Genomic DNA, 25,748 nt, shown 5'->3' on the forward strand with positions numbered 1-25,748 from the left:
AAATCTTGGTAAATAAAAATTTACAATTTATTTTTAATTTTATTTAAAACCATTTTTATATTCTATCTTAGTTTTTAATTCTTATTAAATCATTTTTATAAATGCTTTCTTATCATTTCATACTCTCTATTCAGCATAATATCTGTATTATTTTATGAACATCTTTTCTAGAGGAGTGTTTTTATTTGGTTTTTATAAGTAGAATGAAACCATCTTGTTTTGATAGTAATGTGATAAGGAAAGCTATATGACACAACAAATAGAACATTCAACTTGGCAAAGTAAATTTGCTGCAATGGGGCCGGGGATTTTGATGGCATCTGCGGCAGTGGGTGGTTCGCATATTATTGCCTCTACACAATCTGGTGCGATTTATGGCTGGCAGCTGGCGATTATTATTCTGTTAGCCAATTTATTTAAATATCCGTTTTTCCGCTTTGGTGTGCAATATACCTTAGCTAGCGGTAAAACTTTATTGGAAGGCTACAAAGAAAAAGGAAAGTTTTATCTTATTATTTTCTTTATCCTTAACGTTTTTGCTGCAATGATTAACACAGCTGCGGTGGCGATTGTTTCAGCAGCGATTCTAAAATTTATTTTTTCTGCTTTAGGTATTCCGTTAGATTTAAGCATTCCAATGGCAGGAACTATTGTGATTGTGGTCACTTGGGGTATTTTACTTCTAGGGCAATATAAATTCTTAGATACATTATCTAAATGGATTATGATTGCTTTAACCATCTCTACGGTATCTGCCGTGATCATTGCTGCTTTAAAAGGTGGCGTTGAAATTGCTCCAGATTTCGTAGAGCCTTCGCCGTGGAATTTAGCAGCACTTGTGTTCATCGTTGCATTAATGGGCTGGATGCCTGCACCAATTGAAATTTCTGCCATTAACTCAATGTGGGTTATTGCGAAAAAACGTTTAAGTAAAGTGAATTATGAGGACGGTATTTTTGATTTTAATGTGGGTTATATCGGCACGGCAATTTTGGCGATTGTTTTTTTAGCATTAGGTGCGTTAGTTCAGTACGGTTCAGGTGAGAAAGTAGAACAAGCCGGTGTTGCCTATATTGCTCAATTAATCAAAATGTATGCTTTTGCGATTGGTGACTGGTCTAAGCTTTTAATCGCATTTATTGCATTTATGTGTATGTTCGGCACAACGATCACTGTTATTGATGGATATTCACGAGCGAATGCAGAAGCGTTGCGTTTAATTAGCGGGCGTAAGCAACATTCACAAACAGAATTAAGTATTTGGATGACGGTAACTGCACTCATCGGCATTTTAATTATTAGCCAATTTATGAGTGATGTGGCGAAAATGTTACAATTTGCAATGATTTCATCATTTGTTTCTACCCCTGTTTTTGCGTGGTTAAATTTCTCTTTAGTGCTAAAAGGTGAGCATCGTGCAAAAGGCTGGTTATTTTGGTTGGCAGTTATCGGCTTAATTTACTTAACTAGCTTTACGTTACTGTTTTTAGCTCAGCAGTTTAAATTGATTGGTTAATGCTTTTAAGCATTCAATAGATAGAATAAGGGGCAGATTTCAATCATCTGCCCCTTTGTTTGTTAATGTTGAGTAAGCTCAATAAATTGTTGCTCGCTTAAAATCTGAATTCCCAACTCTTGAGCTTTTGCCAGCTTGGAACCGGCTTTTTCGCCGGCGATTAAGTAATCGGTTTTGCTGGAAACCGAGCCGGAGACTTTACAGCCCAAACTTTGTAATAGGGCTTTGGCTTCATCACGGGTGAGCTGGGTTAGTGTGCCGGTTAAGACCACGTTTTTATCTTTTAACGGGTTATCTACAATTTCGGCTTTCACAACGTTTTCCCAACGTACACCTTGAGCGATCAAATCTTCCACCACTTCCACATTATGCGGTTCTTGCCAGAAGCTGACAATACGGTTGGCAACAACCTCGCCCACATCTTGCACTTCTTTTAATTGCTCAAAAGTGGCTTGGCGGATCGCCTCTAAGCTACCAAAATGGTTGGCTAAGTTGAGAGCGGTTGCCTCGCCCACTTCACGAATACCTAACGAGAATAAAAAGCGAGGAAGAGTAGTGTTTTTTGCTTTTTCGATGCTGTTGAGAGCATTTTGAGCCGATTTTTCCCCCATTCGCTCTAATCGCATTAGGGTAGTGTGATCGAGCTTAAACAGATCGGCAGGCGTTTCAATCAGCTCTCGAGCCATTAACTGCTCGATTAGTTTTTCGCCTACGCCGTCAATATCCATTGCCTTGCGTGAAACGAAATGTTTCAAGGCTTCTTTACGTTGAGCTTCGCAGAATAAACCACCGGTACAGCGTGCTACTGCCTCGCCTTCTACCCGAGTAACAGCGGAGTGACAGATAGGACAAGCGGTCGGAAATTCAATTTTTTTTGCATTTTCCGGGCGGCGTTCTAACACCACGCCTGTAATTTGCGGAATTACATCGCCCGCTCGGCGAATAATTACCGTATCGCCAATCACAATACCAAGTCGCTCGATTTCATCACCGTTGTGTAGCGTTGCGTTACTTACCGTTACGCCTGCGACAAAAACAGGCTCTAATTTCGCCACAGGGGTGATTGCCCCTGTTCTTCCCACTTGGAAGTCCACTTCTTTGAGGATTGTCATTTCTTCTTGAGCCGGAAATTTATACGCAATCGCCCAACGAGAGGAGCGAGAGATAAACCCGAGTTGCTCTTGTAGGGCAATGTCATTTACTTTCAATACTGTGCCATCAATATCATAGCCTAATGTTGGGCGTTTAGCCTGAATCTCCGCATAATAAGCCAAGAGAGCAGCTTTGCCTTGAACCAAGCGGATTTCATTATTTACAGGAATACCAAGCGATTTCAGCCATTGCAAACGTTCGAAATGGGTGGCTGGCAGTTCGTCATCGCTTTCATACACCCCAATTCCGTAGGCATTCAGCACTAACGGACGCTGGCGGGTGATTTTCGGATCTAACTGGCGAAGCGAACCTGCTGCGGCATTGCGAGGGTTGGCAAAGGTTTTTTCGCCTTTAGCTAAGGCTTTCTCATTCAGCTCATTAAAGCCTGATTGTGGCATAAAGACTTCGCCTCGCACCTCTAATCGAGCAGGTGGATTAGTCGTGTTGAGCTTTAACGGAATATTGCGAATGGTGCGGATATTAGCGGTAATTTCTTCGCCGGTTGTGCCATCGCCACGGGTTGCAGCTCGGGTAAGTATACCGTTTTCGTATAAAATACTCACTGCCAAGCCGTCTAATTTAGGTTCGCAACAAAATTCCAGTTGCGAAGGAGAGGCGGTGATATAGCTTTCCATACGGCGTAAAAAGCCGTCTAAGTCTTCATCGGAGAAGGCATTATCCAACGAAAGCATAGGGATTTCGTGGGTGACTTGAGCAAAGCCTGCCAGCGGTTTGGCACCAACCCGTTGAGTCGGCGAGTCGGCACTAATCAGTTCCGGGTGCTGCCATTCCAGATTTTTCAGCTCGTTCATTAAACGGTCGTATTCGGCATCGGGTACGCTTGGGTTATCTAAAACGTGATATTCATACTCGTATTGACGCAATGTTTGGCGAATAGTTTCGATTTTCTCGACTAACTCGGGCGTGGCATTCTCTTCAAATAAAGAGGTTTGGTTAAATAAAGACATTGGTAAAATTCTCTACAAAAAAGACCGCTTGTACAAGCGGTCGGATTTATTAATTTTTTCGCAATTAGTGCATCACACGTTGCATATAACGTTGGCGGGATTCTTCGCCAAAAGGCTGTTGATTATCGTCATATAAGAATCCCCCTAACGATGCTGCTAAGTGTTCAGCGTTACTGATTAACAACTTCATATTAGCCACATCATTGCCTTCGGTTGGAAGTTGCATAAATAGCACTAAACCAGCTGTCGCAAAGTTTGAGATATTATTTAAATCAAAGGTTCCTGGGTTCATTAAATTTGCTGCACTGAAAATAATCGGACTTAATGAATCATCAATATGTTGATGGCGGTGGAAAATTTGGTGTTCGCCAAAACGTAAGCCAACTTCTTCTAAATAATGTACTACAAAATCACCGCGGAAAGCTTCATTTTGTGGTGCGTAAAGATAGAGGGTTACAAATGGATTTTCTTCCTCTGCCGATTGGGTTTCTTGAGGTTCGATAGCTACTGCTTGAGGTGTTTCTTCCACCACTGTGTTCACCATTGGGTTTGCAAAATCCGGCGTATTGTATTGGATATGTTGCTGATTAGAAATTTTCTGATCGTAAGTGCTAACTGTTGGTTCTGCTACCGATTGTATCGGCTGAATTTGCTCAGGCTGTTGCTGAGGATTTCCGCCCGGCAAACTGATTTTGATATTTTGCAGCGAGCTTTCAACTTCCTGTTGTATCTGTTGCGGATTTTCTTCCGGCACAGACATTGCTTGATAATCCTCATTTTGTGGCTGTAATGAGGTTGGGATGCTATTGCTCATTTTATTATTCTGTGGTGGCACAGCAATAGGTCTGGTCGAGAATGTATTTGAAAAAATATTTGATTTTTCACGACGAGCGGACCAAAGGCTAAATCCAATTAGTACAGCAATCAGTAGCCCGGCAAGAATAAAAAAAATAATATGCAGTTCCATTGTGTCCTCTTTATCAAATAATCAATAAAAAATGTATTTTCATATTTGCGAAAATAATGTGCGTAGCTTACCATATTTCTAATTAATTTTGATAGAAAATAAGGAATCATTATGTCTTCAGTTTTTTCTGAGCCGCAAAATCAAGTCGGATTAGGCTTTCATTATTTTATATATGGCTGGCGGTTATTGTTACAACGTCAATTTTTGCCTTTTGTGATTTTCCCAATTCTTATTAATACCGTGCTGATGGTAGGGCTGATTTGGGGATTTTTTGCCAATATCGGTGGCTTGTTGGATATGTTACTGCCAAGCTGGCTGGAATGGCTTAGCTTTGTACTGATTCCACTGATTTTTTTGATGATATTAGTGGGATTTTATTTTGCTTTTACTACCTTGGCTAACTTTGTTGCTGCTCCCTTTAATGCGTTATTAGCAGAAAAAGTCGAACTGCAACTTACCGGAGAGCCTTTGGGCGATATGTCATTCGGTGCAATGTTAAAAGATGTGCCTCGAATGCTGAAACGAGAATGGCAAAAAATGATGTATAGCATTCCAAGGCTGATTGCTCTTTTTGTATTAGGCTTTTTGCCTGTGGTTGGGCAAACCGTAGCACCTGTGCTGACTTTTATCTTCGGTGCTTGGTTGATCGCCATTCAATATTGTGACTATCCGTTTGATAACCATAAAATCAGTTTTCAGCGTATGCGAAATGCGTTGTCGCAGTCTCGCACTTTAAATTTTACCTTTGGTGCTTTAGTGAGCCTATTCACGATGATTCCATTTGTGAATTTAGTAGTTATGCCTGTGGCAGTTTGTGGCGCAACGGCATTATGGGTAAAAGAGTACCGCAATTTCTTCTTAAATAATCAAACAGGTGAATTCAGCAAAGCGGATTATACTTTTACGAAAGTAAATTCTACCTCGTTAAGCACAGAAACTCGTACGGGTGAAGTGAGTCCGAATGTGAGAAATGGCGATATTCGCAAGCAGTAAGCGGTCATTTTTAGTCAATTTTTTGCAATAAAAAGCCCTCAAAAGTACATTGCTTTTGAGGGCTGTTTTTATTCAAGGGCAAATCTTACCGGTACTGTTACCGTAGGAGGGAAGCCTGCCGGTGGCGGAGGCATACTCAAACCTTCTGCACTGCGTACCGCAGCGTTATCTAAATTACTATTTCCCGATGAATTGAGTACGGATACATTTGTAATTGAACCGGACGATGTAACGGTAAATTTAATCGTAACTGTACCGGTTTTCCGCATCATTTTTTCACGCTGAGGGTAAGAGTTATTCGCCTTACGCTGTAATGCTCGCTGTAATGCGACTTTATAAGCAGCAAGTTCACTGGCATTACCACTGCTAGCCCCAGTATTTGCTGAACCTGTAGTTGAGGTTGAATTTGGTGAACCGTTTTTTTGCCCTCCAACAACCCCCGCAACCACTTTTTCACCTTCAGCCGCATTTGGAATCGCTTTGGCGACAATACCTTGTTTTATCTCTGGCCCGCGCTCTAATGCTTTAATATGCTTGTGATGATGTTTCGGGCGCTCTTTAGGCTTATCTTTCGGTTTTTCTTCTTCCCTTTTCTCTTTGTGACGATGCTTATGTTTATGGTGGTGTCGCTCTTTACGCTTTTCTTCTTTCGGTTTTTCCTTTTTCGGATTTAGCGTAGGATCTGGAATTGCCTCCGGCTCTGGAGTTGGCTCCGGAGTAAGCTTAGGTTCAGGTGGTACTTCTGCCTTCTCCGGTTCGATTTCTTTGACCTCTTCGGTAATAGGATCCGGAGCAACGGCAACCTGAGGTTGCTCTAATAATGCTGCCACCATTTCCATAGAAAGAGAGTTTTGCTCGGCAATTTTTTCCACTTTGTGGTTATGTAACCAAGCAAAAGTGCCACCAATTAAGGCAGTGTGAATAGCCAAAGATGCCAATAAGCCGATACGAGAATGTTTTTTTTTCATACCTGTTTACCCTATTTAAGGTGCGACTGCTGGCACTTGTGCAGGGCTACCAGGTGTGCTTGAAGGTGCTGGAGCAGTTTCTTTTTTAGTAATGATTGCCACATTTTTAATTTCATTTGCAGAAAGGATATCGGTTAATTCCACAAATTTTTCGAAGGCGACTGCACCATCAACTTTGAGTGACACTTTTTGGCTTTTATCCCAAGTGGCAACTTCAGCAATTAATTGCTCTTTAGTTATTGCTTGATCATTAAAGAAAAACTCATTATTTTCGGTAATGGTTAAAAGCTTCGCTAAATCGTCTGCTTTCATTGGCTGTGTTGTACTTGCTTTCGGTACATTTACTTGGATTTTACCCTGAGAAATGAAAGAGGCGGTAACTAACACGATAGCCAGTAATACCAACATAATATCAATAAATGGAATGATGTTGATTTCATCGAATTTTTTCATTGTTCTGCCTTATTAATTTGCAAAAAATGGACTAAATCACACCGCTTGATGAGGCTTTTTTGATTGTAATGCCAACCATTTCAGTTTGTTTTCTTCCACTTTACGACCAAAACCATTGTAGAAAACCATTGCAATAATTGCCACTAAGATACCGACAGCAGTGGCTTTTAGAGCTAAAGAAAGGTTTACCATAATAGAGGCCGCATCAATATCACCACCTGATTGACCTAAATGATAGAAAGTTAAAAGAATACCGACAACGGTTCCTAATAAGCCGATATAAGGGGCATTAGAGCCGATAGTCGAAATGGTAGTTAAATTGTGGGTTAAATCGATGTCTAATTCTTCGAGGGTATCGTATTTTGAAATATCTACTTTGGAATAAAACATAATACGTTCAATAGCTTTCCAAAGGCAGATTACGCTTAATAAGCCTAGTAATCCTAATATAACAAAGTCAGTATGATGTTCTAAAAATTGAAATAATTGCTCCATAAAATCCTCAAACTGTGGTAGTTTTAAATCAGTGCATTTGAAAATAGTTTGCAATTATATCTGACAAACATCAAATTTTCAACTTGGAATAATAGCCATTCTTTTTAGAATTTTATGGTATAGTTGCACGTTTTTTGAGGGAAAGTGATTATGGAAACTACATTTAAAGAAATTAGCCCGCAACAGGCTTGGGAATTAATCGAAAACGAAGGTGCGGTGCTTGCCGATGTGCGTGATGCCCGCCGTTATGTTTACAGCCACCCACAGGATGCGTTTCATTTAACCAACCAGAGTTATGGTAAGTTTTTAGACGAGGTCGATTATGACGAACCGGTGGTTGTGATTTGCTATCACGGAGTGAGTAGCCAAAGTACAGCACAGTTTTTAATCGAACAAGGGTTTGAGAAAGTTTATAGTGTAAAAGGTGGTTTTGAAGCGTGGGAGAGAAACGGGCTACCTATTGAAACTTCTTATTAATGCTACAATATAAAAAGTAATTTTTAGCTTAAGAAGGTTTTGTATGGACTACTTTGTAAATGTAAACGAGCAGAATTTTAGTGAAGTATGGGCAGCAGCGGCACAAGTGCCGACGGTGTTTCATTTTATTTCGCCAAGGGAAGTGGCTTCATTGGAAATGGATGCCTTACTACGTCGTATTTCGGATGAAAACCCTAACCAATTTTTATTGGCGACGGTAAATTGTGATGAGCAACAAGCATTGGCTGCTCAATTTCGCATTCAACAAATTCCAACGCTCTATTTGTTTGCCGGCGGTCAGCCGATTGATGCAATTCAAGGTGCAGTAAGTGAGCAGGAATTACGGATTCGGTTGGCAAATATTTTACCGAAAGAGGAAGAGCTGAAATTTCAACAAGCCTTGGAATTATTGCAAGATCAGCGTTATACCGAAGCCTTGCCGCTGCTGAAATCAGCGTGGGAAATGACCGATAAGAAAAACAGCGATTTCGCTTTGCTCTATGCCGAAACTTACATTGCAATGAAAAGCGTGGAAGAGGCTCGTGAAATCCTTAAAGCGATCCCGATTCAAGACAGAGACAGCCGTTGGCACGGTTTGCAAGCCCAAATCGAATTATTGGAACAAGCCAGCGAATCGCCCGAATTACAACAGCTTCAAGCGGATTATGCGAACAGCAAAACCCCTGAAATTGCGATTAAATTGGCAAATCAGCTACACCAAGCTCATAAAAATGAAGAAGCACTCACGTTACTTTTTGATTGGTTAAAATCGGATTTAAATGTAGCGAACGGCGAGGTAAAAAGCCAATTTCTGGCAATCTTATCTGCACTGGGTACAGACCCGATTGTGCCGAAATTTAGAAGACAGCTTTATTCACTATTGTACTAATAAAACTAAAATGCCGTATTTTTCGATACGGCATTTTTACTAATTGGCTTGTTCCTGCTTAAGAGCAGCGGCTTCGTTCGCTTCATTTAATACCGCTTCTAAACTATCGCCGGCAGAGGCTGCAACTACAGCAGCAAAAGCACCTTCAACTAAAGGAGCGTAGCTAATGATCACTTTTTCGGCAAGTTCCGGCTCCAGTAAATCTATGGCGGTTTGGGTACTTAAAATTGCACTGCCTAAATCGACAAACACAATCACACCGTCTGGGCTAAATACCGATTCAATCGCTTGCATTATTTTTACCGCATCAGTGCCGATAGGATTTGAGGTATCCTCAATGCCGCCGGCAAGGGCGATTTTACAGCCCCCCTGTGCCATTTGAGCCAAAATTTCCCCCACGCCTTCCGCCAGTTTAGCACTATGTGAAACAATCACTAAATTAACCATTTACCCCTCCTACTGTAATGCTTCAGCTAAGGCTTTAAAAATATAGTAGCTGGACGTTGCTCCCGGATCTTTATGCCCGATACTGCGTTCGCCCAAGTAACTGGCACGCCCTTTTTTCGCCATTAATGGAGCGGTTTGATTTGCAAAATTTTCTGCTTTTTCGACCGCTTGTAATAAGATTTGAGCAATTGGTTGAGTGCTATCGGCTTGAGCTAAGTCTTCGAGTAATGGCAGCCATAAATCACACATCGTTTTATCGCCAACTTGTGCGTGTCCACGTTGTACGATAGCTTCTGCTCCTTGCTGTAGAAGTGCCAGTAACTCGTTAAAGCTCAGTTGCTCTTTGCCTGTAGCACCTTGAGCCGCTTTAATAAAAAATGAACCATAGAGAGGGCCGCTCGCTCCCCCTACTTGCGATAATAATGTCATTCCAACGGTTTTAAGCAGGGTGCCGATATCTTTATCTTGCACGGTATGGGCTTTTTCAAGTGCTTTACTAAATCCACGCTGCATATTTAAACCGTGATCGCCATCGCCAATAACGGTATCCAATTCGGTTAAATAATCCCGTTTTTCAGTCATTACCTGTTGGCAATTTTCAAGCCATTTTAAGATCTGTTGTTTTGATATTGTCATAACTTATCCTTTCAATCTTATTCACCCCAACGCATTGCCGGTGTATTTACCGGAGCATCCCATAGTTTGAGAATATCCTCATCCACTTTCAGTAATGTGATAGAGATACCTTGCATGTCCAGCGAGGTGCAATATGATCCAACAAGACTGCGTTCAATGCTTAAGCCGAAAGTTTGGCACTCTTTTTCTAACGCATCATAAACAGCATAAAGTTCGGATAGTGGCACTGCTCCTAAGTTATTAACTAAAGCAATAACACGATCACCTTTTTTCAATGCCACTTTGCTTTCTTCGATTTCGTCCCATTGTTGGGTTTGTGTATTCCAATGGCGAATTTTACGTTGATAATCGCCGTGAGCAATTAAGGTCTCAAACATTTGTTTCACGGTACTATCCAGATTTTCAAAAGGGCGACGTTCAATGCCCGGTTCTCCGTGAATACCTACCCCAAATTCCATCTCATTTTCAGCTAAAGTAAATGATGGCTTACCGGCAGCCGGCACAGTACAAGCAGATAAGGCAATTCCGATAGAATGCCCGTTATTGTTTAACTGATGCCCTAATTTGGCTAATTCGGATAAGTTATAGCCTTTATCCGCTGCAGCTCCTAACAGCTTTTCAATTAATACTGTATTTGCAACACCGCGGCGGCCGGCAGTATATAAACTGTCTTTGACTGCCACATCATCATCAACCAACACGGTTGCGACTTTTACACCGCTATCTGCAAGTAGCTCGGTGGCTGTTTCAAAATTCAGCACATCACCGGTATAGTTTTTAATAATTAGCAATACACCCTCGCCACGATCAACCGCTAAACCGCATTCAAACATTTGATCCGGCGTTGGAGATGTAAAGATTGCTCCGGGGCAAGCTCCGTCTAACATTCCTTTACCGATAAAACCGGCGTGCATTGGCTCGTGCCCACTCCCACCACCGGAAATAAGGGCTACTTTAGGTTGATTACTTGGCGTTGTGCGGTAAATATAGACAGGTTCTGTGTTAAGTGTTAAATCAGAATGTGCTTTCACAAAACCAGAAAGTTGCTCATCTAAGACGGTTTCTATTGAATTAATTAATTTTTTCATCTTTTTGCCCCTTTTAAATGAATTAGACTGTCACAATTTACAAGAAACACAGTCGGATTTCTGTTAACTTTGTCACAAAATTGAAAAAAGTTGAGCGAAAACGAAAATAGAGTTGAACTGAAATTTAGGCTAAAATAAACATTAATATTTATTCAGAGGATTCATTATGACCACTAAACACACCAAACTTTTAATTTTAGGCTCAGGGCCTGCCGGTTATACCGCTGCTGTTTATGCCGCCCGTGCCAATCTAAACCCGGTTTTAGTCACCGGTATGCAACAAGGCGGACAGCTCACTACAACCGATGAAATCGAGAACTGGCCGGGGGAATTTGAACAAATTACCGGCACAGAGTTAATGAACAAAATGCTCAAGCACGCTGAAAAATTTGAAACTGAAATCGTGTTTGATCATATTCATTCAGTGGATTTATCTAAACGCCCATTCACGCTAAACGGAGATTTATACACTTTCACCTGTGATGCGTTAATTATTGCCACCGGTGCGTCGGCGAAATATTTAGGTTTGCCTTCTGAAGAGCATTTCAAAGGCAAAGGCGTGTCGGCTTGTGCAACTTGTGATGGTTTCTTCTATCGCAATAAACCGGTTGCGGTAGTCGGTGGTGGGAATACTGCTGTGGAAGAAGCACTTTATTTGGCAAATTTGGCAAGTGAAGTGCATTTAATTCACCGCCGTGATAGCTTCCGTGCTGAAAAAATCTTGCTTGGTCGTCTGCAAAAACGTATTGAAGAAGGCAAAATTATTCTGCACACAGACCGTACGGTTGATGAGGTGTTAGGCGATAATATGGGCGTTACCGGCTTACGTTTAAAATCAACCAAAGAAGAATTGAGCGAAGAAATTAAGGTTGATGGTTTCTTTGTGGCGATTGGGCACGCACCGAATACGGCAATGTTTGAAGGTCAATTAGAACTTGAAAACGGCTACATTAAAGTGAAATCAGGTTTGGAAGGCAATGCTACTGCCACTTCTGTGGAAGGCGTATTTGCTGCCGGTGATGTGATGGATCATAACTATCGCCAAGCGATTACCTCTGCCGGCACAGGTTGTATGGCAGCCCTGGATGCAGAACGTTTCTTAGATGCTCAAGAAGCATAAGGATAGCCTATGAAATTCACTGTAATTATTCCTGCTCGTTACGCTTCCAGCCGTTTGCCTCGTAAGCCGTTGTTGGATATTGCAGGCAAACCGATGATTCAACACGTTTGGGAAAAAGCTCAGCTTGCCGGTGCAAGCCGTGTGATTATTGCCACCGATCACCCTGAAATTGAAGCCCTCGCTCAATCTTTTGGGGCGGAAGTCTGTATGACTTCGGAAAAACACAATTCCGGCACTGAGCGTTTGGCGGAAGTGATCGAAAAAATGCAGATTGCCGACAGCGAAATTATTGTGAATATTCAGGGTGATGAACCGCTGATTCCACCGGTAATTGTTACTCAGGTAGCTCAAAATTTAGATGCTTATCAAGTCAATATGGCAACACTCGGTGTGAAATTAGCGACCCGAGAAGAGCTATTTAACCCAAATGCGGTGAAAGTGGTGGCAGACAAAAACGGAATGGCACTTTATTTTTCCCGAGCCAGCATTCCGTTTGCCAGAGACAGTTTTCCGGATTGTGATGACAGTTTTGTTGCCGCTCAAGGTTATTTACGCCATATCGGCATTTACGCTTACCGAGCCGGTTTTGTGAAACAATATGTGGCGTGGCAGCCGACACAATTAGAACAGCTTGAGTCCCTTGAGCAACTAAGAGCCTTATGGCACGGTGAAAAAATTCATATCGAACCGGCGAAAGAAGCCCCGCAAGTGGGGGTGGATACGCCGGAAGATTTGGAAAGAGTGCGAGCCATTTTAGCTCGTTAAAGTGATTACAAGCGGTCGAAGTTTGCTGTTTTTTTGCAAAATTGTACCGCTTGCATAGGAGAAATTATGTTAGGAAATATTTTAGGTTCATTGGCTTCTTCAGTATTGAGTGGCAATAACCAATCAACTGCAACTCAATTAATTCAAAATTTACTCGCCTCACAAGGTGGGATTGAAGGGCTGATTGCCAAATTCCAACAAGGCGGATTAGATGATGTGTTACGCACTTGGATCAGCAGCGATGAAGACAATGCACCTGTTTCGGGCGAACAAATCAGTAATGTGTTCGGGCAAGAAAACATTCAAAATGTGGCTCAAGAAGCGGGTGTTGATGCTGCTGATGCGAGCGATTTATTAGCCCAGTTCTTGCCAAAAATCGTGGATACTTTAACCCCGAATGGTAATGTTGAAGACTTAAAAAACTTTGATGCAAATGACTTATTAGCTCAAGCGGCAAAAGGGATTTTGGGTAACTTGTTTAAATAATCGGTTATGCTGTTATTAAAGGCGAACCTAAGGGTTCGCCTTTCGTTTATTCAGTTAGACTAAACCCAGTACTTTTCGACCATTGATACTGGCAATATTTGCCATTTCTTCTAGGTTAGTAAAACGACAGCCTGCTGATAAAAGGCTGAGTTCTTGCCACATATCGCCCTCGCAAAGCGGTACCATATAATCACAGATATTATCTGTGCCGATAGCAACAGTAATGCCTTCAGGAATCAGCTCATCAGCAGGGGTTAAAGCGTTGTGGAACGGCTGTAAATCTTCTTTACGTCCGCTATCAATCCACGCCATCGGACAGGCAATGACCATCATTTGGCTATCACGCATTTTTTGGTAAAGCATTTTTCGATATTCTTTCGGGTGCGAGCCGATGGAAATCCCGTGAATGGCAACCACTCGCCCTTGCATACCATGCTCAATCGATTTATCACACAGTTGTTCGGTCTCTTTTTCTTTAGGTGAGTTAAATTGATCAACGTGGACGTGGAGCATTTTGCCGAGCGATTTGGCTTTATCCATTAAAATATCCATTGCCTCCAAGCCTTTGCCGTAATCGACTTCATCACGATAGGGCAAGCCGCCGATAATATCCACCATTTCCGAGCCGATATCGAACCACTTTTTCGCATTAGGCTCAATCACGCCTTTCAACGTTTGGTTAGCAAATTTCAAGATGATGTCGTTTTTATATACTTCACGGGCTTTGTGAGCGGCAATAATGGCTCTGTCTTCACATACTTGGTCGATATCCACAAAAGTACCAAATGCCGTTACCCCTTGTGAAATCATCAATTCAATCGCTTGGGAAAAGCGGCGGTAGTAATCTTCTACGCTTGAATTACGTTTTACCTCATCAACCAAATCCCATTTTTGCTGTAGATTCGCATTTTGGTAAACGGTGATTTTTTCAGGCGTCATCGTAAATGCACGATCTGCGTGGGCGTGTGCATTTACCCAACCGCCTTTTTTGATGATTTCATCACGAATATGTCCTTTTAGGGTACGAATCAATTGGCTCATTTTTATTCCTTTTCTCTCTGTTAATGTGGCTCAACCGCTTGCGGTAATTGCAAGCGTGCGAAAAAAAATCGCTATAACAGCGATTTTGAATGGTTTGAAATGAATAGAAAAACAGCTACGCCTCTAAAGTTGAAGCGTAGCTGTTGGGAATTTGATTTAACCGATGTTGTGCAATTCATTTCTAGTTCCTTGTTTGGACTAGGGCGGTAGTATACGGATTTTTAATACAAATAGCAAACGTTTGCTTTGGTTGAAATCTGCCTGCAAACTTTTTACAATGAAGCCGTTCTCATTGGGGTGCAACAAGCGGTTGTTTTTGCGTAAAAATTTGCAAATTTTTGCCGAAATTTAACCGCTTGTGGCTGAGAAATACCCATAGAACCTGATCTGATTAATATCAGCGTAGGGATTTGAGATAGCAACTTGCCTTTCTTAAATCCTTCTATTCATTTAATTTAGAAGGAATTGTTATGAAATTTATCCTCTCTTCACTTGCGTTATTAAGTGCAAGTGTTTATGCCAATCAACCGACCTTAACCGTTTACACTTACAGCTCGTTTGCTTCGGAATATGGACCTGCTCCTAAATTAGAGCAGAATTTTGAGAAAGAGTGTGGCTGTGATGTCAAATTTGTTCCGCTTGACGATAGCGTAACGATGTTCAACCGCTTGCGTTTGGAGGGAGCAAAAACCAAAGCTGATGTGGTGGTCGGTATTGATAATTTCCTGCAACCTGAAGCCGAAAAAAGCGGCTTGTTTGCCGAGTTTGAAGCAAAGACCAAATTAGAAACCCAACAGAAAATTTTCTTCCCTTATGACACGGGTTCTTATGCTTTTATTTACGATAAAGAGAAGCTGAAAAATCCACCAAAAAGTTTAAAAGAGTTGGTGGAACGCCAAGATTTAAAAGTGATTTACCAAGACCCACGTACCAGCAGCGTTGGGCGGGGCTTCTTAATGTGGGTAAATCAAGTGTATGGTGATGAAGCTCCAACTGCTTGGAAAACATTGGCAAAACATACGGTAACGGTAGGCAAAGGTTGGTCTGAAACTTATGGAGCGTTCTTAAAAGGCGAGTCGGATTTGGTACTAAGCTATACTACATCGCCTTTATATCATAAGTGGCACGAAAACACCGATAAATATGTGGCTGCTCCGTTTGAGGAAGGGCATTTGGTGCAAGTAGAAAATGCGGCTATTGTCAAAAGCAGCCAACAAAAAGCATTGGCAAATCAATTTCTTGAATTTTTGCACAAACCGGAATCGCAACATATTATTTCTTACCACAACGTAATGAATCCGGTTTTAACCGACGGTGTTGATCCGGCTTTTGCGGCAATGCCAACCTATAAAACCAGTGAATTTACGCCACCGACTACTGAAACTATCCAAAAATGGTTAGCCGATTGGTCAAAGAGCTGGTAAAAAGTGTTTGAAAAATAGCCGAATGGATGTTCGGCTATTTTTTTGTGCAATCAAATCAATTTGAATGCAAAATTTTTGCAAATTCATTTGATTAATGAGTCGTTTTTGTGTTATTTATAGCCGCCATTATTTAAAACCCGAAGATGTTGATTTTTTCGTATAGTGCGGTTACAAGGAAGTTAGTCTGTATTCGGGCAATAATTTTAACAATAAAACTTCCAATAAACAGGGAACAAGGAGTAAATATCTATGACTCAAGCGGCTAAAACCTCACTCGGTTTATTAGCATTAGCAGGCGTTGAGCCTTATGAGCTTAAAAAAGACGAAGAATATATGAATGAAGCCCAACGTGAGCATTTCACTAAAATTCTGAAAGCATGGCATAGCCAAATTATGGAAGAAGCTGAGCGTACAAAAAGCCAACTTCAAGAAGATATGACTAATTTTGCTGATCCAAATGACCGTGCAAGCCAAGAAGAAGAATTTAGCTTAGAACTACGTAATCGAGATCGTGAGCGTAAGTTACTGAAAAAGATTGAGCAAACATTATACAAAATTCAAGAAGATGACTACGGTTTTTGCGAAACTTGTGGTGTAGAAATTGGGATTAAACGTTTAGAAGCACGCCCAACAGCTGATTTATGTATTGACTGTAAAACTTTAGCTGAAATTCGAGAAAAGCAGCTAGGCTTATAATCAACTTTACAGGGTGCCTCTTTTTTAAGAGGCATTTACTATTTAGAGGTGTATTATTTTTAATTATATTAAATCATTATTTTCCAAGCCTAAAAAGTCGGCTCAGAAAAATGAAAAGGTAGAGAGTGAAAAAAGAGCGGAAAGAGAACCCAAAACTTCCCGTTCTAAACGCCCAGCCCCGAACTTAACGGACCAAAAGACTTATAGAGGTGGGAAAAAACAACAAGATAATCCTCCCTCCCATTTGTTACACAAGAAATTTGCGGTGAATGCCAGCCAATATAGAATTAGCCCGAAGGATTTTCCTAAAAATGCGATTTCGATTGTCGATAAATTGCAGATTGCCGGTTATGAAGCTTATATTGTGGGTGGCTGTATTCGAGATCTACTCTTGGAGAAAAAGCCTAAAGATTTCGATATTGCGACCAATGCGCGCCCTGAAGAAATTCAGCGTATTTTCGGCAGACAATGTCGTCTGATTGGTCGCCGTTTCCGCTTGGCACATATTGTTTACGGGCGTGAAATTTTTGAAGTAGCGACTTTCCGTGCCGGGCACGAATCTCATCGCAATGACAAAATTTCTAAAGTCAGCGATGAAGGAATGCTCCTACGTGATAACGTTTACGGCACACTCCGAGATGATGCCGAACGCCGTGATTTCACCGTAAACGCCTTATATTACGATATAAAACGCAATCTTATTTTTGATTTCTTCAACGGCATTGAAGACTTACGAGCGGGTAAACTTTCGCTAATTGGTGAGCCAGCCATTCGTTACCAAGAAGATCCGGTGCGTATGTTGCGAGCCGTTCGCTTTATGGCGAAGTTGGATATGTTTTTGGATAAAGCCACTGCCTCCCCAATTCGGGATATGGCTGCACTGTTAACCAACATTCCGGCAGCCCGTTTATTTGATGAGTCACTCAAATTATTACAAACCGGTGCAGGGCTGAAAACCTATCAACTTTTGCGTGAATATGAACTATGGCAATTCTTGTTTCCGGTATTGCCGGCATTTTTTACTGTCAAAGGCGATTCCTATGCCGAAAGAATGATTACCAAAGCGTTAAATTCAACTGATGAGCGAATTGCCGATAAATTACCGGTCAATCCTGCTTTTTTATTTGCTGCACTACTTTGGTATCCGTTACGGGAGAAAATGGAACAGCTTAAAAATGAAGGTGGCTTCAACAGCCACGATGCAATGATGTTGGCGGCAAATGATGTGTTGGCAGAAAGTTGTAAGGCGATTGCGTTACACCGCAGACACACTTCGGTTATTCGAGATATTTGGGCATTGCAATTCCAACTGATGAAACGAACCGGCAACCGACTGCAACAAACCCTAGAACATATCAAATTCCGTGCAGGGTTTGACTTATTAGTAATGCGGGCGGAAATTGAAGGTGGCGATTTGGTCGAACTTTCCGCTTGGTGGCACGAATACCAATTTAGCAATGACGGTCAGCGTACTGAATTGCTAAAATCGGTTCGCCAGTCAGGCAGTGTGCCTAGCGAGAAAAAGAAAACACGTCGCCGTAGAACCTTTAAGAAAAAATCGAAAGTAAATGGATAATTAATATATTTCCCTCTCCTCTTGTGGGAGAGGGAGCGATTTTTCTTCGTTCAGAAGAAAAATCAGGGAGAGGGGAAATGTGTAAAAAATTTAATAAAAGTTACCGCTTGTCCCCTCTCTCTACTTATTTCGCTGAACGCTCATAAGCGGTCTCTCTCCCACAAGGGGAGAGAGTTTATTGTTATATTTGTAAGTATATTTTATGCAAACCGTCTATATCGCCTTAGGATCAAACCTTGAGAATCCGCTTGAGCAGCTTAAACAAGCGGTCGAAAAATTAAAAAAATTGGCAAATGAGTTTGAAATCAGCCCGTTCTACGGCTCAAAGCCTGTCGGACCGCAAGATCAGCCTGATTATGTCAATGCGGTAGCAAAATTTAGTACCGACCTATCGCCCACTGCATTGCTGGATAAATTGCAAAGCATTGAAAATGAGCAGGGAAGAGTGCGTGTACGCCGTTGGGGGGAGAGAACTTTAGATCTGGATATTATTTTGTACGGCAATCAGCAAATTCAAACCGAGCGTTTGAACGTGCCGCATATCGAGATGAAAAATCGGGAATTTGTGATTGTGCCGATGTTTGATTTAACGCCTGATTTAGTACTACCGACAGGGGAAAAATTAGCCGATATTTATGCACAATTTAAAGATCATCAAATGATTATCTTCAGCTAATTTTTCGTTTTGTTCTCACTTTTGGTGATCACCGCTCGGGATTTCTCGTCCATCTTCACATCAATGCGGTGATCAACGACCACATTCATATTAATCGTAATGCCTTCACTTGGCGTTTCAAGCTGTACTTTCGGCGTACAAGCGGTCAAATTCAGTAAAAATATTGCAAAATAAAATGTGGCCGGTTTCATATTTATTCCATTCTTTATCATCGTTCCAGTTTTTGATAGAGGTAATTTTCTAATTTTTGTTCAAATTGTGAGCCATAGTTAATTAAGTGCCACAAATCAAACAGATTTTCTCGGTGATTATAGTTTAAATTCACTTTTGATTTATTTTGATTGGAAGATAATTTTAATTTTCCGTCTAATACTAAATCGCCTTTCGGCCCGACATTAATCAGACTGCGAAAATCGTTAATCGTGCTTTTATCTACTAAATGTAACAAAATTTGCTCGGTGTAACCACTTTTCTGCATTTCTGACAACAATTCAGGGGTAAAGGTTAAATAGGAAGTTTCCGCCTGTGTCAGTAAGCCATCGCAAATATAGCAAGGTTTTCCGCTTAACCAAAACGGCAAGATAGCGTTGGCTTTGCCTTTGAGATCAATTTGCTGATATTGCATAAATTGCAAAATTTGCTCAAAGTCAATCCGCTCTAAATTCAGGTAAGCCAGTTCGGTTTGTGGTAAGGCAAAGCGTTTTACATTCAGTTTACCGCCAAACAAATCAAAGGATAATTGATTTAAATTCAATGGCTTAGCTTTGGTATAAGGGTAGTAACCGTTGAGTTTCATTGAAGCGTTATCTAATGCTAAATCCCCCAGTTTGATTTGGGCAATTTTTACATCAAGCGGTTTTTTGGCTCCGAAATGAAAGCGTCCGTTTTGGTAGCGGTAGGGAAGCGAAAATTCAATCCCTTTTGCTTCGCCATTAGGTAAAGATAAACCGCCGTTACGAATGGCTAAATGCCCACCGGCAATCAGCCCGTTTTTACTGCCGGCACTAAACGCCGTTTCGCCCCGAATTGTACCGTTGTTGATCACCCATTGGCTACGAAACGGAAAAAGCGGCTGGAAGCCTTGAGCAGATTGCTCCGGCCAATAAAGTTTGCCGATAATTTGGCTGGCATCTTGGCTTAATTGGCGGCGGGCGAACAGTTTGAGTGGGCCGAGTTCGGTGGTATTCACCGCTCCTTTAAAACGTAGTTTTTCGACTTCACCATCAAAGGCGAGATTCACTCGTGGTTTGGGTAGCACACCGCCATAACTGAAGGCAATCTCAGGTGATTGCAACATTACAGCTCCGTCAAGGGTGAATTTTTTGACATTAAATCGAATAGCTTGCGTATTGTTAAGCGTGATTTTAGAAATGGTTGTATCTGCTAACTTTACGGTGGCTAAATCGCCTTTGAGTTCTTCCAACCGCACAAGCTGTTTATGCCATTGCCCTCTGCCGCTTAAATTCACTTTACTGTTGAAGGCTTTGAGGATAGATGCTCCCCAAATTCGCCATTTCCAACTGTCTTTTACTGCGTTGGCATCTTTAGGATCTTGGAAAAAATCTAAGGCTCCAGCCTTAAAATTTTGTGCTTGTCCGTCTAAATGGAACTCGATATTGTTAAAATCAGGGCTTTGCCCTCTTAAAATTGCGTGCAGTCGTCCGTGAATACCGTGCTTGTCAATTTTAATTCCGGCAAGTGGAAAACGTAAATCTTCAATGGTTAAATACCGTTCTTTTCCGGTCAAACGAAGTAGGGAGCTAGGCAAAAATTTTACGCTTAAATCGTCAAAATTACCTTGAAAATCCAGTGGCACGCTACTGTAAAGAATAAAATTGCCGTGTTTGATATTACCCGTCAAACGAAGCGGTAAATTCAGCCCTTTTTCGGTTATTTCTCCGTCTGAATTGGAGATTACAATATTGCCTTTACCCCAACTGTTTTGGGAAAGCAGGCTGATACGAATCGCCGTTTTGAGTGGCAAAAAGCCGTTTTGGTTGAATGATTTCGGTGTGAGCTTGGTGCTAACAAACCCTTGCAGTGGAAATTGTTGGGTAAAGTGCCAATCAAACCGCCCTTGTTGAATTTCTAGGCTTTCCCCATCAAACAGAAAAGGGAAATCCAGTTTGTTATTTTCACTTTCGGCAAGTTCAACCTGCCAGTTGCCTTCTAACTTTTGTGCGGCATTTTTTTGCCAACTGAGAATAGAGCGCCCTTTTTGCAAGGCTTTATTGGCGATGATTTCATCAGATAATTGCCAATCATATTCAGCGGAAATAGTGGGCGGCAGTTGGGTAAAATTGTCCTCAATTTCTGCTGAAAGCCTAAGATTATGCTGTTCTTTTTCATTCGGTTGATATGATAAATCGGCATTCAACCGCCCATTTGCAAAATTTGCTGCAAATTTGACCGCTTGTTGAGCGGCAGTTGCCTGAATTTCACCTTTTGAAAGTGAGAGTTTAATAGCTGTTTGCTCAAAAAGCCGCTGAAGTCTTGGGTTGAAATCGGTAGGCAAATTTTTCCAGTTAAGGGCGTGGATAGTCGCTTCGCCATCAGGAATGACCGCCAGCAATGCGTTGAGTGAAGTGTCGGAATTGCTGTGTTCATTTTGTGGAAACAAGGCAAGGCAGCGGTAATCAATATCCAATTTATCGACAGAAAAGATGGTTTTTCTCAATCCAACCCAAATCGGTTTTATCGGCACTTAGTAGCGGGCAATCTCGATAAGAGAGTTGAAATTGAGCAAGTGATGAGCCTTGCCAATTCAGGTTTAAGCCTTGTGGGAGTTGAACTTTCCACGCTTTCGGCAAAATCCAGTTAATCGGCGTGGCAAGATAGTGGCTGGGCATTAAAAAATAGTAGATTGCCGCAACAGATAGAACGGTTGCAATGCCGAAAAATTTTAATGCCCGTTTCATAAATCAGACTACATTAGCGAAAGGGTATAAAAGCGCTAACAGCGTAGCAACTGTCCAAGCGGTCGGATTTTTGATGTTTTTTCCAAGTAATAACCACGCCAACATCAATAAAATCACAAATTGTGCTGCAAAATAGATGCTAAATGAAAGCAATGGCATATCCGGCATAATTTGTAGATGTTGATAAAGCACAAAAGCTGTCCAGCAATAATTGAGAATCAGCACCACAAGGGCGGTTTTCACCAACAGTTTGAGGAAAATATCCAAACGGCTTTTCGCTAACATTAAATACCAGCCGGCTAATAAAATGCCTAACAGCACTTGGGCGAAATTGTTGGCTCGAATCCCGTTAAACAATGAAGGCAGTTCAAACCAATAAATGGCTAAATATTGGATAATACCAATACTTGATATAGCCAAACCACAATACATCAATGTGTTATATAAGGTTTGATCTTCCGGCAGGCGGAAGTAGATTAAGCAGGCAAAAACTGCAGCAATGCTTGCCACCGCCATTGGGTTATGCTTTGGCGTAAAGCCTATGGAATAAAGGAAATTCCCTACGGCGAAAATAAGTAAAAAGGGTAAAATAAAGCTTAAACGGCTGGCTTGCCCTCGGCAGATTTCGCCTTTCCATAGCACTAAAAAACTGATTAATGAGGTCACGAAAAACGCCAATAAGTAAGGAGAAATAAAAATTGAATTTTTCGGTGCAGAGTAGAAGTTAAGAGCCATTTCAATAAACAGCATTAATACCATTGGCAGTGCAACGTGGGTTGAAATTTCAAGTTTTGACGGCGAATCGTGATCGTGAGCCATAGATAATCCCAAAAGGTGTAAAGAAAATGATTTTAAGCCAAGATTATGCCATAATAGGGGGCGTTTTTTAACTTCAGGGGGAAGAAAATATGCGAATTTTACATACAATGTTACGAGTTGGAGATTTAGAGCGCTCAATTAAGTTTTATACCGATGTGTTAGGTATGCGTCTGTTACGTAGAAGCGAGAACGAGCAGTATAAGTATTCGTTAGCATTTTTAGGCTATGCCGATGAAAGCGAAAGTGCAGTGATTGAGCTAACTTACAACTGGGGCGTGGATAGCTACGAGCTAGGCACAGCTTATGGTCATATCGCATTAGGCGTTGATGATATTTATCAAACGATTAAAGATGTGCGTGCCGCAGGCGGTAATATTACGCGTGAGCCAGGCCCGGTATTGGGTGGAACAACTGTGATTGCCTTTGCTGAAGATCCCGATGGTTACAAAATCGAATTTATTGAAAATAAAAACGCACAAGCCGCATTAGGAAACTAATTCCTTTCACATAGTCACAAGCGGTCGGATTTGTAAAAAATTTTGCAAATCAGACCGCTTGTATTTTTAAGTTGAAATAAAATGGAAAATATAACTGAATCTATCCCTCAATCGACTACACCACCAACCGATTATAATCTATTAAAAAATCGCTTTCGTGGCTATTTGCCTGTTGTGATTGATGTTGAAACGGCAGGGCTAAATGCTCAAACCGATGCGTTATTGGAGCTGGCGGCAATTACTGTGAAAATGGACGAAAACGGCTATTTAGTTGAAGATCAAAAATGCCATTTTCATATCAAGCCATTTGAAGGGGCAAATATCAACCCCGAATCTCTTAAATTTAACGGCATTGATATTGATAACCCCCTGCGTGGTGCGGTGGCAGAGAATATTGCGATCCCTGAAATGTTTAAAATGGTGCGTAGGGCGATGAAAGAACAAGGTTGCCAGCGTGCGATTATTGTGGCTCATAATGCCACATTTGATCAGAGTTTTTTACAAGCAGCAATCAAGCGGATTAACGCTAAACGTGATCCATTCCACCCTTTTGCAATGTTTGATACCGCAACACTTGCTGGTTTTATGTATGGGCAAACCGTGTTAGTTAAAGCCTGCCAAGCTGCCCAAATTAACTTTGACGGACACCAAGCGCATTCAGCATTATACGATACCGAAAAGACCACAGAGCTATTTTGTGCTATGGTGAATAAACTAAAAGATTTGGGCGGCTTTCCACACATTTAGTGTAGAGGAAGATGGGCGTTATTTTTCAATTTTTATTATTTAAAAGATGGCTCTCTAAAAAAATATAATCTAGCTATTTACATAGTCCTTCTATATAAATAAAATGGTAATCATTTTTAATTAAGGAGAAAATTGTGTTTAAAATAAAAAATAGCGTTATTTTATTGAATGCTGTACTACTTTCGGCTTGTACTTCAAACGGTGGTAGTTTTGATACCAATTCAGTTAAGGCAAGCTCATCTTATTCTAGCTCTTCTAAAGACTCAACAGCCCAACCTAAATCAGAACGTAGAACGATATCTTCGACTGAAAGCCTGGCTCAACCATCCTTAGGATTTCAAACTAAAATTCCACGTCGTAATTTCTTTGGTGGCACTGGAGAGGAAAATGGGGCGATTGGTGAAATTACACCAATTGTGGGTGAGCCAGGCAAGCCATTATCTCTTGAAGAAGAAATGAAAAAGCTTGAGGAAGAAGTAAAAAAATTCGGTTATGATGAAGATAACATTATTCACACCCACGATGGAAAAAAATTACACCGTAAGCGAGAGATGAAATTTGTTCGTTCGGGTTATTTCATTCATTTAGGGGCTGCAGCCGAGACAAAAAGAGAAGAACCTCGTCTTCTAAAAACAGGTCCTACAGGGTATGTTTATTATTTAGGCACTCAACCATCTAAAGCTTTCCCAACCCAAGTAGCAACTTATGAAGGAACTTGGGATTTTACTACTAATGCATCTACAAAAAATAAAAGTAAGTATTTTGAAGGAGGTGCTGCTGGTACGAATGTTGGGGCTACGCCAGAAAACAACCAAGCAAATACAGAGGTGGAAGGCAATCCTATAGGGCATAGTAGTAAGTTTGAGGTTAATTTTAGCGATAAAACGCTTAAAGGTACTTTAACTAAAAATGGCTATGTAAATCCAAGGAAAAAGGACAAGCAGGAAATTACTGATCATTATAAGATAGAAGCGAATATCCACGGAAACCGCTTTAATGGTAAGGCAGAGGCTTTAAAAACAGACGATCCTTACTTTGGTAAAGATAGTAATACAGTAGAAGGCGGTTTTTATGGCGATAAAGCTCAGGAACTTGCGGGAAAATTTTTGGCAGATGACAAATCAATTTTCGTTGTATTTGCGGGTAAGCGTGATGAAAAAGGTGAAGACAAGGTCGAAAAGAAATTTGATTCAGTGCAAGTGAGTTTGAAAGATTTGGCTAAATCAGATATGGATACTTTTGGTCTGGCAACTCATTTAGTTATTGATGGTGTTCAAATTGCTTTATTGCCAGAAGGAAAAACACGTTTTGCTGATATGGATTTTTATCAAGTATTAACAAAAAATATAAATGGTAAAGATTATAAAATTACAGTCTGTTGTAATAATTTAGACTATGTCAAATTCGGTACATTTGAGCAAAAGAGTAAAGACGGGCATCAATACCTAGTGGGTGAACGTACGGCAGTTGCTGATTTACCAAAAGAGGCTCGTATTTATCGTTATACTGGCACTTGGAATGGCAGCATTCGTAGTAAGGACGAGCGTGTAGGTGGCGATTCGCCAAGTGATAAAGCTCATGGTACTCGTTCTATATTTAATGTGAATTTTGCTGATAAGAAGATTGAGGGCAAATTAATTGCAAATGATGGTTTAGAGACAAATCCGATGCTGACATTAGATGGAAAGATTGAAGGCAATGGTTTTAGCGGTACAGCAAAAACGGGTGAAAAAGGCTTTAATATTGATAATAAGAGTACAGCTGGTGGTACAGATGTTCATCTTAATGCCAAATTTGAAGGTGGTTTTTATGGTCCGCAAGCTGCTGAATTAGGCGGCATTGTGCATAGTGCAGAAACTAATAAAGATAAAGTGAGTATCACTTTCGGTGGAAAACGCTAGGTAGAAAATAAGCCAAGACTTACCCGCTCTAAC

General features: G+C 41.0%; 27 protein-coding genes and 1 riboswitch. Of the genes, 14 read left to right on the forward strand and 13 right to left on the reverse strand.

Annotation, left to right across the window (positions count from 1 at the left end; translation table 11 throughout):
• The first annotated feature begins 247 nt into the window (after window positions 1-247).
• On the forward strand, window positions 248-1,516 hold the full coding sequence (locus EDC41_RS01690; RefSeq protein ID WP_006247994.1) for an NRAMP family divalent metal transporter: 1,269 nt from the start codon (window positions 248-250) through the stop codon (window positions 1,514-1,516).
• Window positions 1,517-1,578: 62 nt separating this feature from the next.
• On the opposite strand, the gene ligA is transcribed toward EDC41_RS01690, so the two are convergent.
• Both ligA and zipA read right to left on the reverse strand, forming a co-directional pair.
• A complete protein-coding gene (ligA, locus tag EDC41_RS01695) occupies window positions 1,579-3,636 on the reverse strand; it encodes an NAD-dependent DNA ligase LigA (protein WP_006252173.1) in 2,058 nt (685 codons plus the stop codon).
• Window positions 3,637-3,700: 64 nt separating this feature from the next.
• Entirely contained in the window at window positions 3,701-4,603 is a 903-nt protein-coding gene (gene zipA / locus EDC41_RS01700; RefSeq protein WP_006252174.1) for a cell division protein ZipA, read from the reverse strand.
• Between the two features lie 111 nt (window positions 4,604-4,714).
• Here zipA and cysZ point away from each other — a divergent pair, with 111 nt between their 5' ends.
• Window positions 4,715-5,596, forward strand: a complete 882-nt coding sequence (gene cysZ / locus EDC41_RS01705) for a sulfate transporter CysZ (RefSeq protein ID WP_006252175.1) — start codon at window positions 4,715-4,717, stop codon at window positions 5,594-5,596.
• 68 nt (window positions 5,597-5,664) lie between these two features.
• Here cysZ and EDC41_RS01710 read toward each other — a convergent pair whose 3' ends face one another.
• Genes EDC41_RS01710 through exbB form a run of 3 tightly spaced genes read right to left on the reverse strand, consistent with a single transcriptional unit; the run spans window position 5,665 to window position 7,512 of the window.
• A complete protein-coding gene (locus EDC41_RS01710) occupies window positions 5,665-6,564 on the reverse strand; it encodes a TonB family protein (RefSeq protein ID WP_006252176.1) in 900 nt (299 codons plus the stop codon).
• 15 nt (window positions 6,565-6,579) lie between these two features.
• A complete protein-coding gene (exbD, locus tag EDC41_RS01715; protein ID WP_006247989.1) occupies window positions 6,580-7,017 on the reverse strand; it encodes a TonB system transport protein ExbD in 438 nt (145 codons plus the stop codon).
• 36 nt (window positions 7,018-7,053) lie between these two features.
• Window positions 7,054-7,512 (reverse strand): TonB-system energizer ExbB, encoded by a 459-nt coding sequence (gene exbB, locus EDC41_RS01720; RefSeq protein ID WP_006247988.1) that lies wholly within the window; start codon window positions 7,510-7,512, stop codon window positions 7,054-7,056.
• 150 nt (window positions 7,513-7,662) lie between these two features.
• Between exbB and glpE the strand changes: the two genes are divergently transcribed.
• Both glpE and EDC41_RS01730 read left to right on the forward strand, forming a co-directional pair.
• Window positions 7,663-7,989, forward strand: coding sequence for a thiosulfate sulfurtransferase GlpE (glpE, locus tag EDC41_RS01725; protein WP_006252178.1), 327 nt, complete (start codon window positions 7,663-7,665; stop codon window positions 7,987-7,989).
• Window positions 7,990-8,032: 43 nt separating this feature from the next.
• Window positions 8,033-8,878: a co-chaperone YbbN gene (locus EDC41_RS01730; RefSeq protein WP_006247986.1), complete on the forward strand. Its 846-nt coding sequence runs from the start codon at window positions 8,033-8,035 to the stop codon at window positions 8,876-8,878.
• Window positions 8,879-8,917: 39 nt separating this feature from the next.
• Here the strand turns inward: EDC41_RS01730 and dhaM are convergent, their stop codons facing one another.
• The 3 genes from dhaM to dhaK are packed head-to-tail and all read right to left on the reverse strand — an operon-like array spanning window position 8,918 to window position 11,049.
• On the reverse strand, window positions 8,918-9,325 hold the full coding sequence (dhaM, locus tag EDC41_RS01735) for a dihydroxyacetone kinase phosphoryl donor subunit DhaM (RefSeq protein ID WP_006252179.1): 408 nt from the start codon (window positions 9,323-9,325) through the stop codon (window positions 8,918-8,920).
• A gap of 9 nt (window positions 9,326-9,334) precedes the next feature.
• Window positions 9,335-9,961, reverse strand: a complete 627-nt coding sequence (gene dhaL / locus EDC41_RS01740; RefSeq protein ID WP_006247985.1) for a dihydroxyacetone kinase subunit DhaL — start codon at window positions 9,959-9,961, stop codon at window positions 9,335-9,337.
• 17 nt (window positions 9,962-9,978) lie between these two features.
• Window positions 9,979-11,049: a dihydroxyacetone kinase subunit DhaK gene (gene dhaK, locus EDC41_RS01745; RefSeq protein ID WP_006247984.1), complete on the reverse strand. Its 1,071-nt coding sequence runs from the start codon at window positions 11,047-11,049 to the stop codon at window positions 9,979-9,981.
• 166 nt (window positions 11,050-11,215) lie between these two features.
• Between dhaK and trxB the strand changes: the two genes are divergently transcribed.
• The 3 genes from trxB to EDC41_RS01760 are packed head-to-tail and all read left to right on the forward strand — an operon-like array spanning window position 11,216 to window position 13,420.
• Window positions 11,216-12,169, forward strand: coding sequence for a thioredoxin-disulfide reductase (trxB, locus tag EDC41_RS01750; RefSeq protein ID WP_006247983.1), 954 nt, complete (start codon window positions 11,216-11,218; stop codon window positions 12,167-12,169).
• A gap of 9 nt (window positions 12,170-12,178) precedes the next feature.
• Window positions 12,179-12,934 carry a 3-deoxy-manno-octulosonate cytidylyltransferase gene (gene kdsB / locus EDC41_RS01755; protein ID WP_006247982.1) on the forward strand — a complete coding sequence of 252 codons (756 nt, stop codon included), beginning with the start codon at window positions 12,179-12,181 and terminating at the stop codon, window positions 12,932-12,934.
• A gap of 54 nt (window positions 12,935-12,988) precedes the next feature.
• Entirely contained in the window at window positions 12,989-13,420 is a 432-nt protein-coding gene (locus tag EDC41_RS01760) for a YidB family protein (protein WP_472778943.1), read from the forward strand.
• A gap of 54 nt (window positions 13,421-13,474) precedes the next feature.
• Here the strand turns inward: EDC41_RS01760 and EDC41_RS01765 are convergent, their stop codons facing one another.
• The gene (locus EDC41_RS01765) at window positions 13,475-14,461 is read right to left on the reverse strand and encodes an amidohydrolase family protein (RefSeq protein WP_006252180.1); all 987 of its coding nucleotides are present in this window, start codon (window positions 14,459-14,461) and stop codon (window positions 13,475-13,477) included.
• Between the two features lie 283 nt (window positions 14,462-14,744).
• Window positions 14,745-14,888: riboswitch (TPP riboswitch) on the forward strand.
• A 43-nt stretch (window positions 14,889-14,931) separates the two neighbouring features.
• On the opposite strand from EDC41_RS01765, the gene thiB reads away from it, so the two are divergent.
• The 4 genes from thiB to folK all read left to right on the forward strand — a co-directional run bounded on the left by thiB (window position 14,932) and on the right by folK (window position 18,833).
• On the forward strand, window positions 14,932-15,885 hold the full coding sequence (gene thiB / locus EDC41_RS01770) for a thiamine ABC transporter substrate binding subunit (protein ID WP_020824188.1): 954 nt from the start codon (window positions 14,932-14,934) through the stop codon (window positions 15,883-15,885).
• A 249-nt stretch (window positions 15,886-16,134) separates the two neighbouring features.
• Complete coding sequence (dksA, locus tag EDC41_RS01775; RefSeq protein WP_006252182.1) at window positions 16,135-16,581, forward strand: RNA polymerase-binding protein DksA; 447 nt, start codon at window positions 16,135-16,137, stop codon at window positions 16,579-16,581.
• 52 nt (window positions 16,582-16,633) lie between these two features.
• A complete protein-coding gene (gene pcnB / locus EDC41_RS01780) occupies window positions 16,634-18,157 on the forward strand; it encodes a polynucleotide adenylyltransferase PcnB (RefSeq protein WP_289333219.1) in 1,524 nt (507 codons plus the stop codon).
• A gap of 202 nt (window positions 18,158-18,359) precedes the next feature.
• The gene (gene folK, locus EDC41_RS01785; RefSeq protein WP_006252185.1) at window positions 18,360-18,833 is read left to right on the forward strand and encodes a 2-amino-4-hydroxy-6-hydroxymethyldihydropteridine diphosphokinase; all 474 of its coding nucleotides are present in this window, start codon (window positions 18,360-18,362) and stop codon (window positions 18,831-18,833) included.
• Here the strand turns inward: folK and EDC41_RS01790 are convergent.
• From EDC41_RS01790 to EDC41_RS01805, 4 genes are read right to left on the reverse strand one after another with little or no spacing between them, the layout of a single operon-like run.
• A complete protein-coding gene (locus EDC41_RS01790) occupies window positions 18,830-19,024 on the reverse strand; it encodes a YnbE family lipoprotein (protein ID WP_006247973.1) in 195 nt (64 codons plus the stop codon). The genes folK and EDC41_RS01790 overlap by 4 nt on opposite strands.
• Before the next feature lie 17 nt (window positions 19,025-19,041).
• Window positions 19,042-21,510 (reverse strand): intermembrane phospholipid transport protein YdbH family protein, encoded by a 2,469-nt coding sequence (locus EDC41_RS01795; RefSeq protein WP_006252186.1) that lies wholly within the window; start codon window positions 21,508-21,510, stop codon window positions 19,042-19,044.
• Complete coding sequence (locus EDC41_RS13655) at window positions 21,482-21,751, reverse strand: hypothetical protein (RefSeq protein WP_006252999.1); 270 nt, start codon at window positions 21,749-21,751, stop codon at window positions 21,482-21,484. The genes EDC41_RS01795 and EDC41_RS13655 overlap by 29 nt, the downstream gene beginning before the upstream one ends.
• 3 nt (window positions 21,752-21,754) lie before the next feature.
• Window positions 21,755-22,570, reverse strand: a complete 816-nt coding sequence (locus EDC41_RS01805; protein WP_020824186.1) for a hypothetical protein — start codon at window positions 22,568-22,570, stop codon at window positions 21,755-21,757.
• Window positions 22,571-22,659: 89 nt separating this feature from the next.
• Here EDC41_RS01805 and gloA point away from each other — a divergent pair, with 89 nt between their 5' ends.
• The 3 genes from gloA to EDC41_RS01820 all read left to right on the forward strand — a co-directional run bounded on the left by gloA (window position 22,660) and on the right by EDC41_RS01820 (window position 25,715).
• On the forward strand, window positions 22,660-23,067 hold the full coding sequence (gene gloA / locus EDC41_RS01810) for a lactoylglutathione lyase (protein WP_020824185.1): 408 nt from the start codon (window positions 22,660-22,662) through the stop codon (window positions 23,065-23,067).
• Window positions 23,068-23,148: 81 nt separating this feature from the next.
• A complete protein-coding gene (gene rnt / locus EDC41_RS01815) occupies window positions 23,149-23,814 on the forward strand; it encodes a ribonuclease T (protein ID WP_006252190.1) in 666 nt (221 codons plus the stop codon).
• Between the two features lie 134 nt (window positions 23,815-23,948).
• On the forward strand, window positions 23,949-25,715 hold the full coding sequence (locus EDC41_RS01820) for a transferrin-binding protein-like solute binding protein (RefSeq protein WP_115262476.1): 1,767 nt from the start codon (window positions 23,949-23,951) through the stop codon (window positions 25,713-25,715).
• The last annotated feature ends 33 nt before the right edge of the window (window positions 25,716-25,748 follow it).

The organism is Mannheimia haemolytica (assembly GCF_004342115.1).
Classification (GTDB): domain Bacteria; phylum Pseudomonadota; class Gammaproteobacteria; order Enterobacterales; family Pasteurellaceae; genus Mannheimia; species Mannheimia haemolytica.

Bases quoted from the DNA above. Each gene is read 5' to 3' on its own strand.
- exbB (WP_006247988.1), bottom strand. From the start codon at position 7,512: ATGGAGCAATTATTTCAATTTTTAGAACATCATACTGACTTTGTTATA.
- exbD (WP_006247989.1), bottom strand. From the start codon at position 7,017: ATGAAAAAATTCGATGAAATCAACATCATTCCATTTATTGATATTATG.
- rnt (WP_006252190.1), top strand. From the start codon at position 23,149: ATGGAAAATATAACTGAATCTATCCCTCAATCGACTACACCACCAACC.
- trxB (WP_006247983.1), top strand. From the start codon at position 11,216: ATGACCACTAAACACACCAAACTTTTAATTTTAGGCTCAGGGCCTGCC.
- dhaM (WP_006252179.1), bottom strand. From the start codon at position 9,325: ATGGTTAATTTAGTGATTGTTTCACATAGTGCTAAACTGGCGGAAGGC.
- folK (WP_006252185.1), top strand. From the start codon at position 18,360: ATGCAAACCGTCTATATCGCCTTAGGATCAAACCTTGAGAATCCGCTT.
- dhaL (WP_006247985.1), bottom strand. From the start codon at position 9,961: ATGACAATATCAAAACAACAGATCTTAAAATGGCTTGAAAATTGCCAA.
- glpE (WP_006252178.1), top strand. From the start codon at position 7,663: ATGGAAACTACATTTAAAGAAATTAGCCCGCAACAGGCTTGGGAATTA.
- EDC41_RS01690 (WP_006247994.1), top strand. From the start codon at position 248: ATGACACAACAAATAGAACATTCAACTTGGCAAAGTAAATTTGCTGCA.
- EDC41_RS01710 (WP_006252176.1), bottom strand. From the start codon at position 6,564: ATGAAAAAAAAACATTCTCGTATCGGCTTATTGGCATCTTTGGCTATT.
- EDC41_RS01790 (WP_006247973.1), bottom strand. From the start codon at position 19,024: ATGAAACCGGCCACATTTTATTTTGCAATATTTTTACTGAATTTGACC.
- cysZ (WP_006252175.1), top strand. From the start codon at position 4,715: ATGTCTTCAGTTTTTTCTGAGCCGCAAAATCAAGTCGGATTAGGCTTT.
- dksA (WP_006252182.1), top strand. From the start codon at position 16,135: ATGACTCAAGCGGCTAAAACCTCACTCGGTTTATTAGCATTAGCAGGC.
- EDC41_RS01765 (WP_006252180.1), bottom strand. From the start codon at position 14,461: ATGAGCCAATTGATTCGTACCCTAAAAGGACATATTCGTGATGAAATC.
- EDC41_RS01730 (WP_006247986.1), top strand. From the start codon at position 8,033: ATGGACTACTTTGTAAATGTAAACGAGCAGAATTTTAGTGAAGTATGG.
- EDC41_RS01805 (WP_020824186.1), bottom strand. From the start codon at position 22,570: ATGGCTCACGATCACGATTCGCCGTCAAAACTTGAAATTTCAACCCAC.
- gloA (WP_020824185.1), top strand. From the start codon at position 22,660: ATGCGAATTTTACATACAATGTTACGAGTTGGAGATTTAGAGCGCTCA.
- kdsB (WP_006247982.1), top strand. From the start codon at position 12,179: ATGAAATTCACTGTAATTATTCCTGCTCGTTACGCTTCCAGCCGTTTG.
- ligA (WP_006252173.1), bottom strand. From the start codon at position 3,636: ATGTCTTTATTTAACCAAACCTCTTTATTTGAAGAGAATGCCACGCCC.
- thiB (WP_020824188.1), top strand. From the start codon at position 14,932: ATGAAATTTATCCTCTCTTCACTTGCGTTATTAAGTGCAAGTGTTTAT.
- EDC41_RS13655 (WP_006252999.1), bottom strand. From the start codon at position 21,751: ATGAAACGGGCATTAAAATTTTTCGGCATTGCAACCGTTCTATCTGTT.
- zipA (WP_006252174.1), bottom strand. From the start codon at position 4,603: ATGGAACTGCATATTATTTTTTTTATTCTTGCCGGGCTACTGATTGCT.
- dhaK (WP_006247984.1), bottom strand. From the start codon at position 11,049: ATGAAAAAATTAATTAATTCAATAGAAACCGTCTTAGATGAGCAACTT.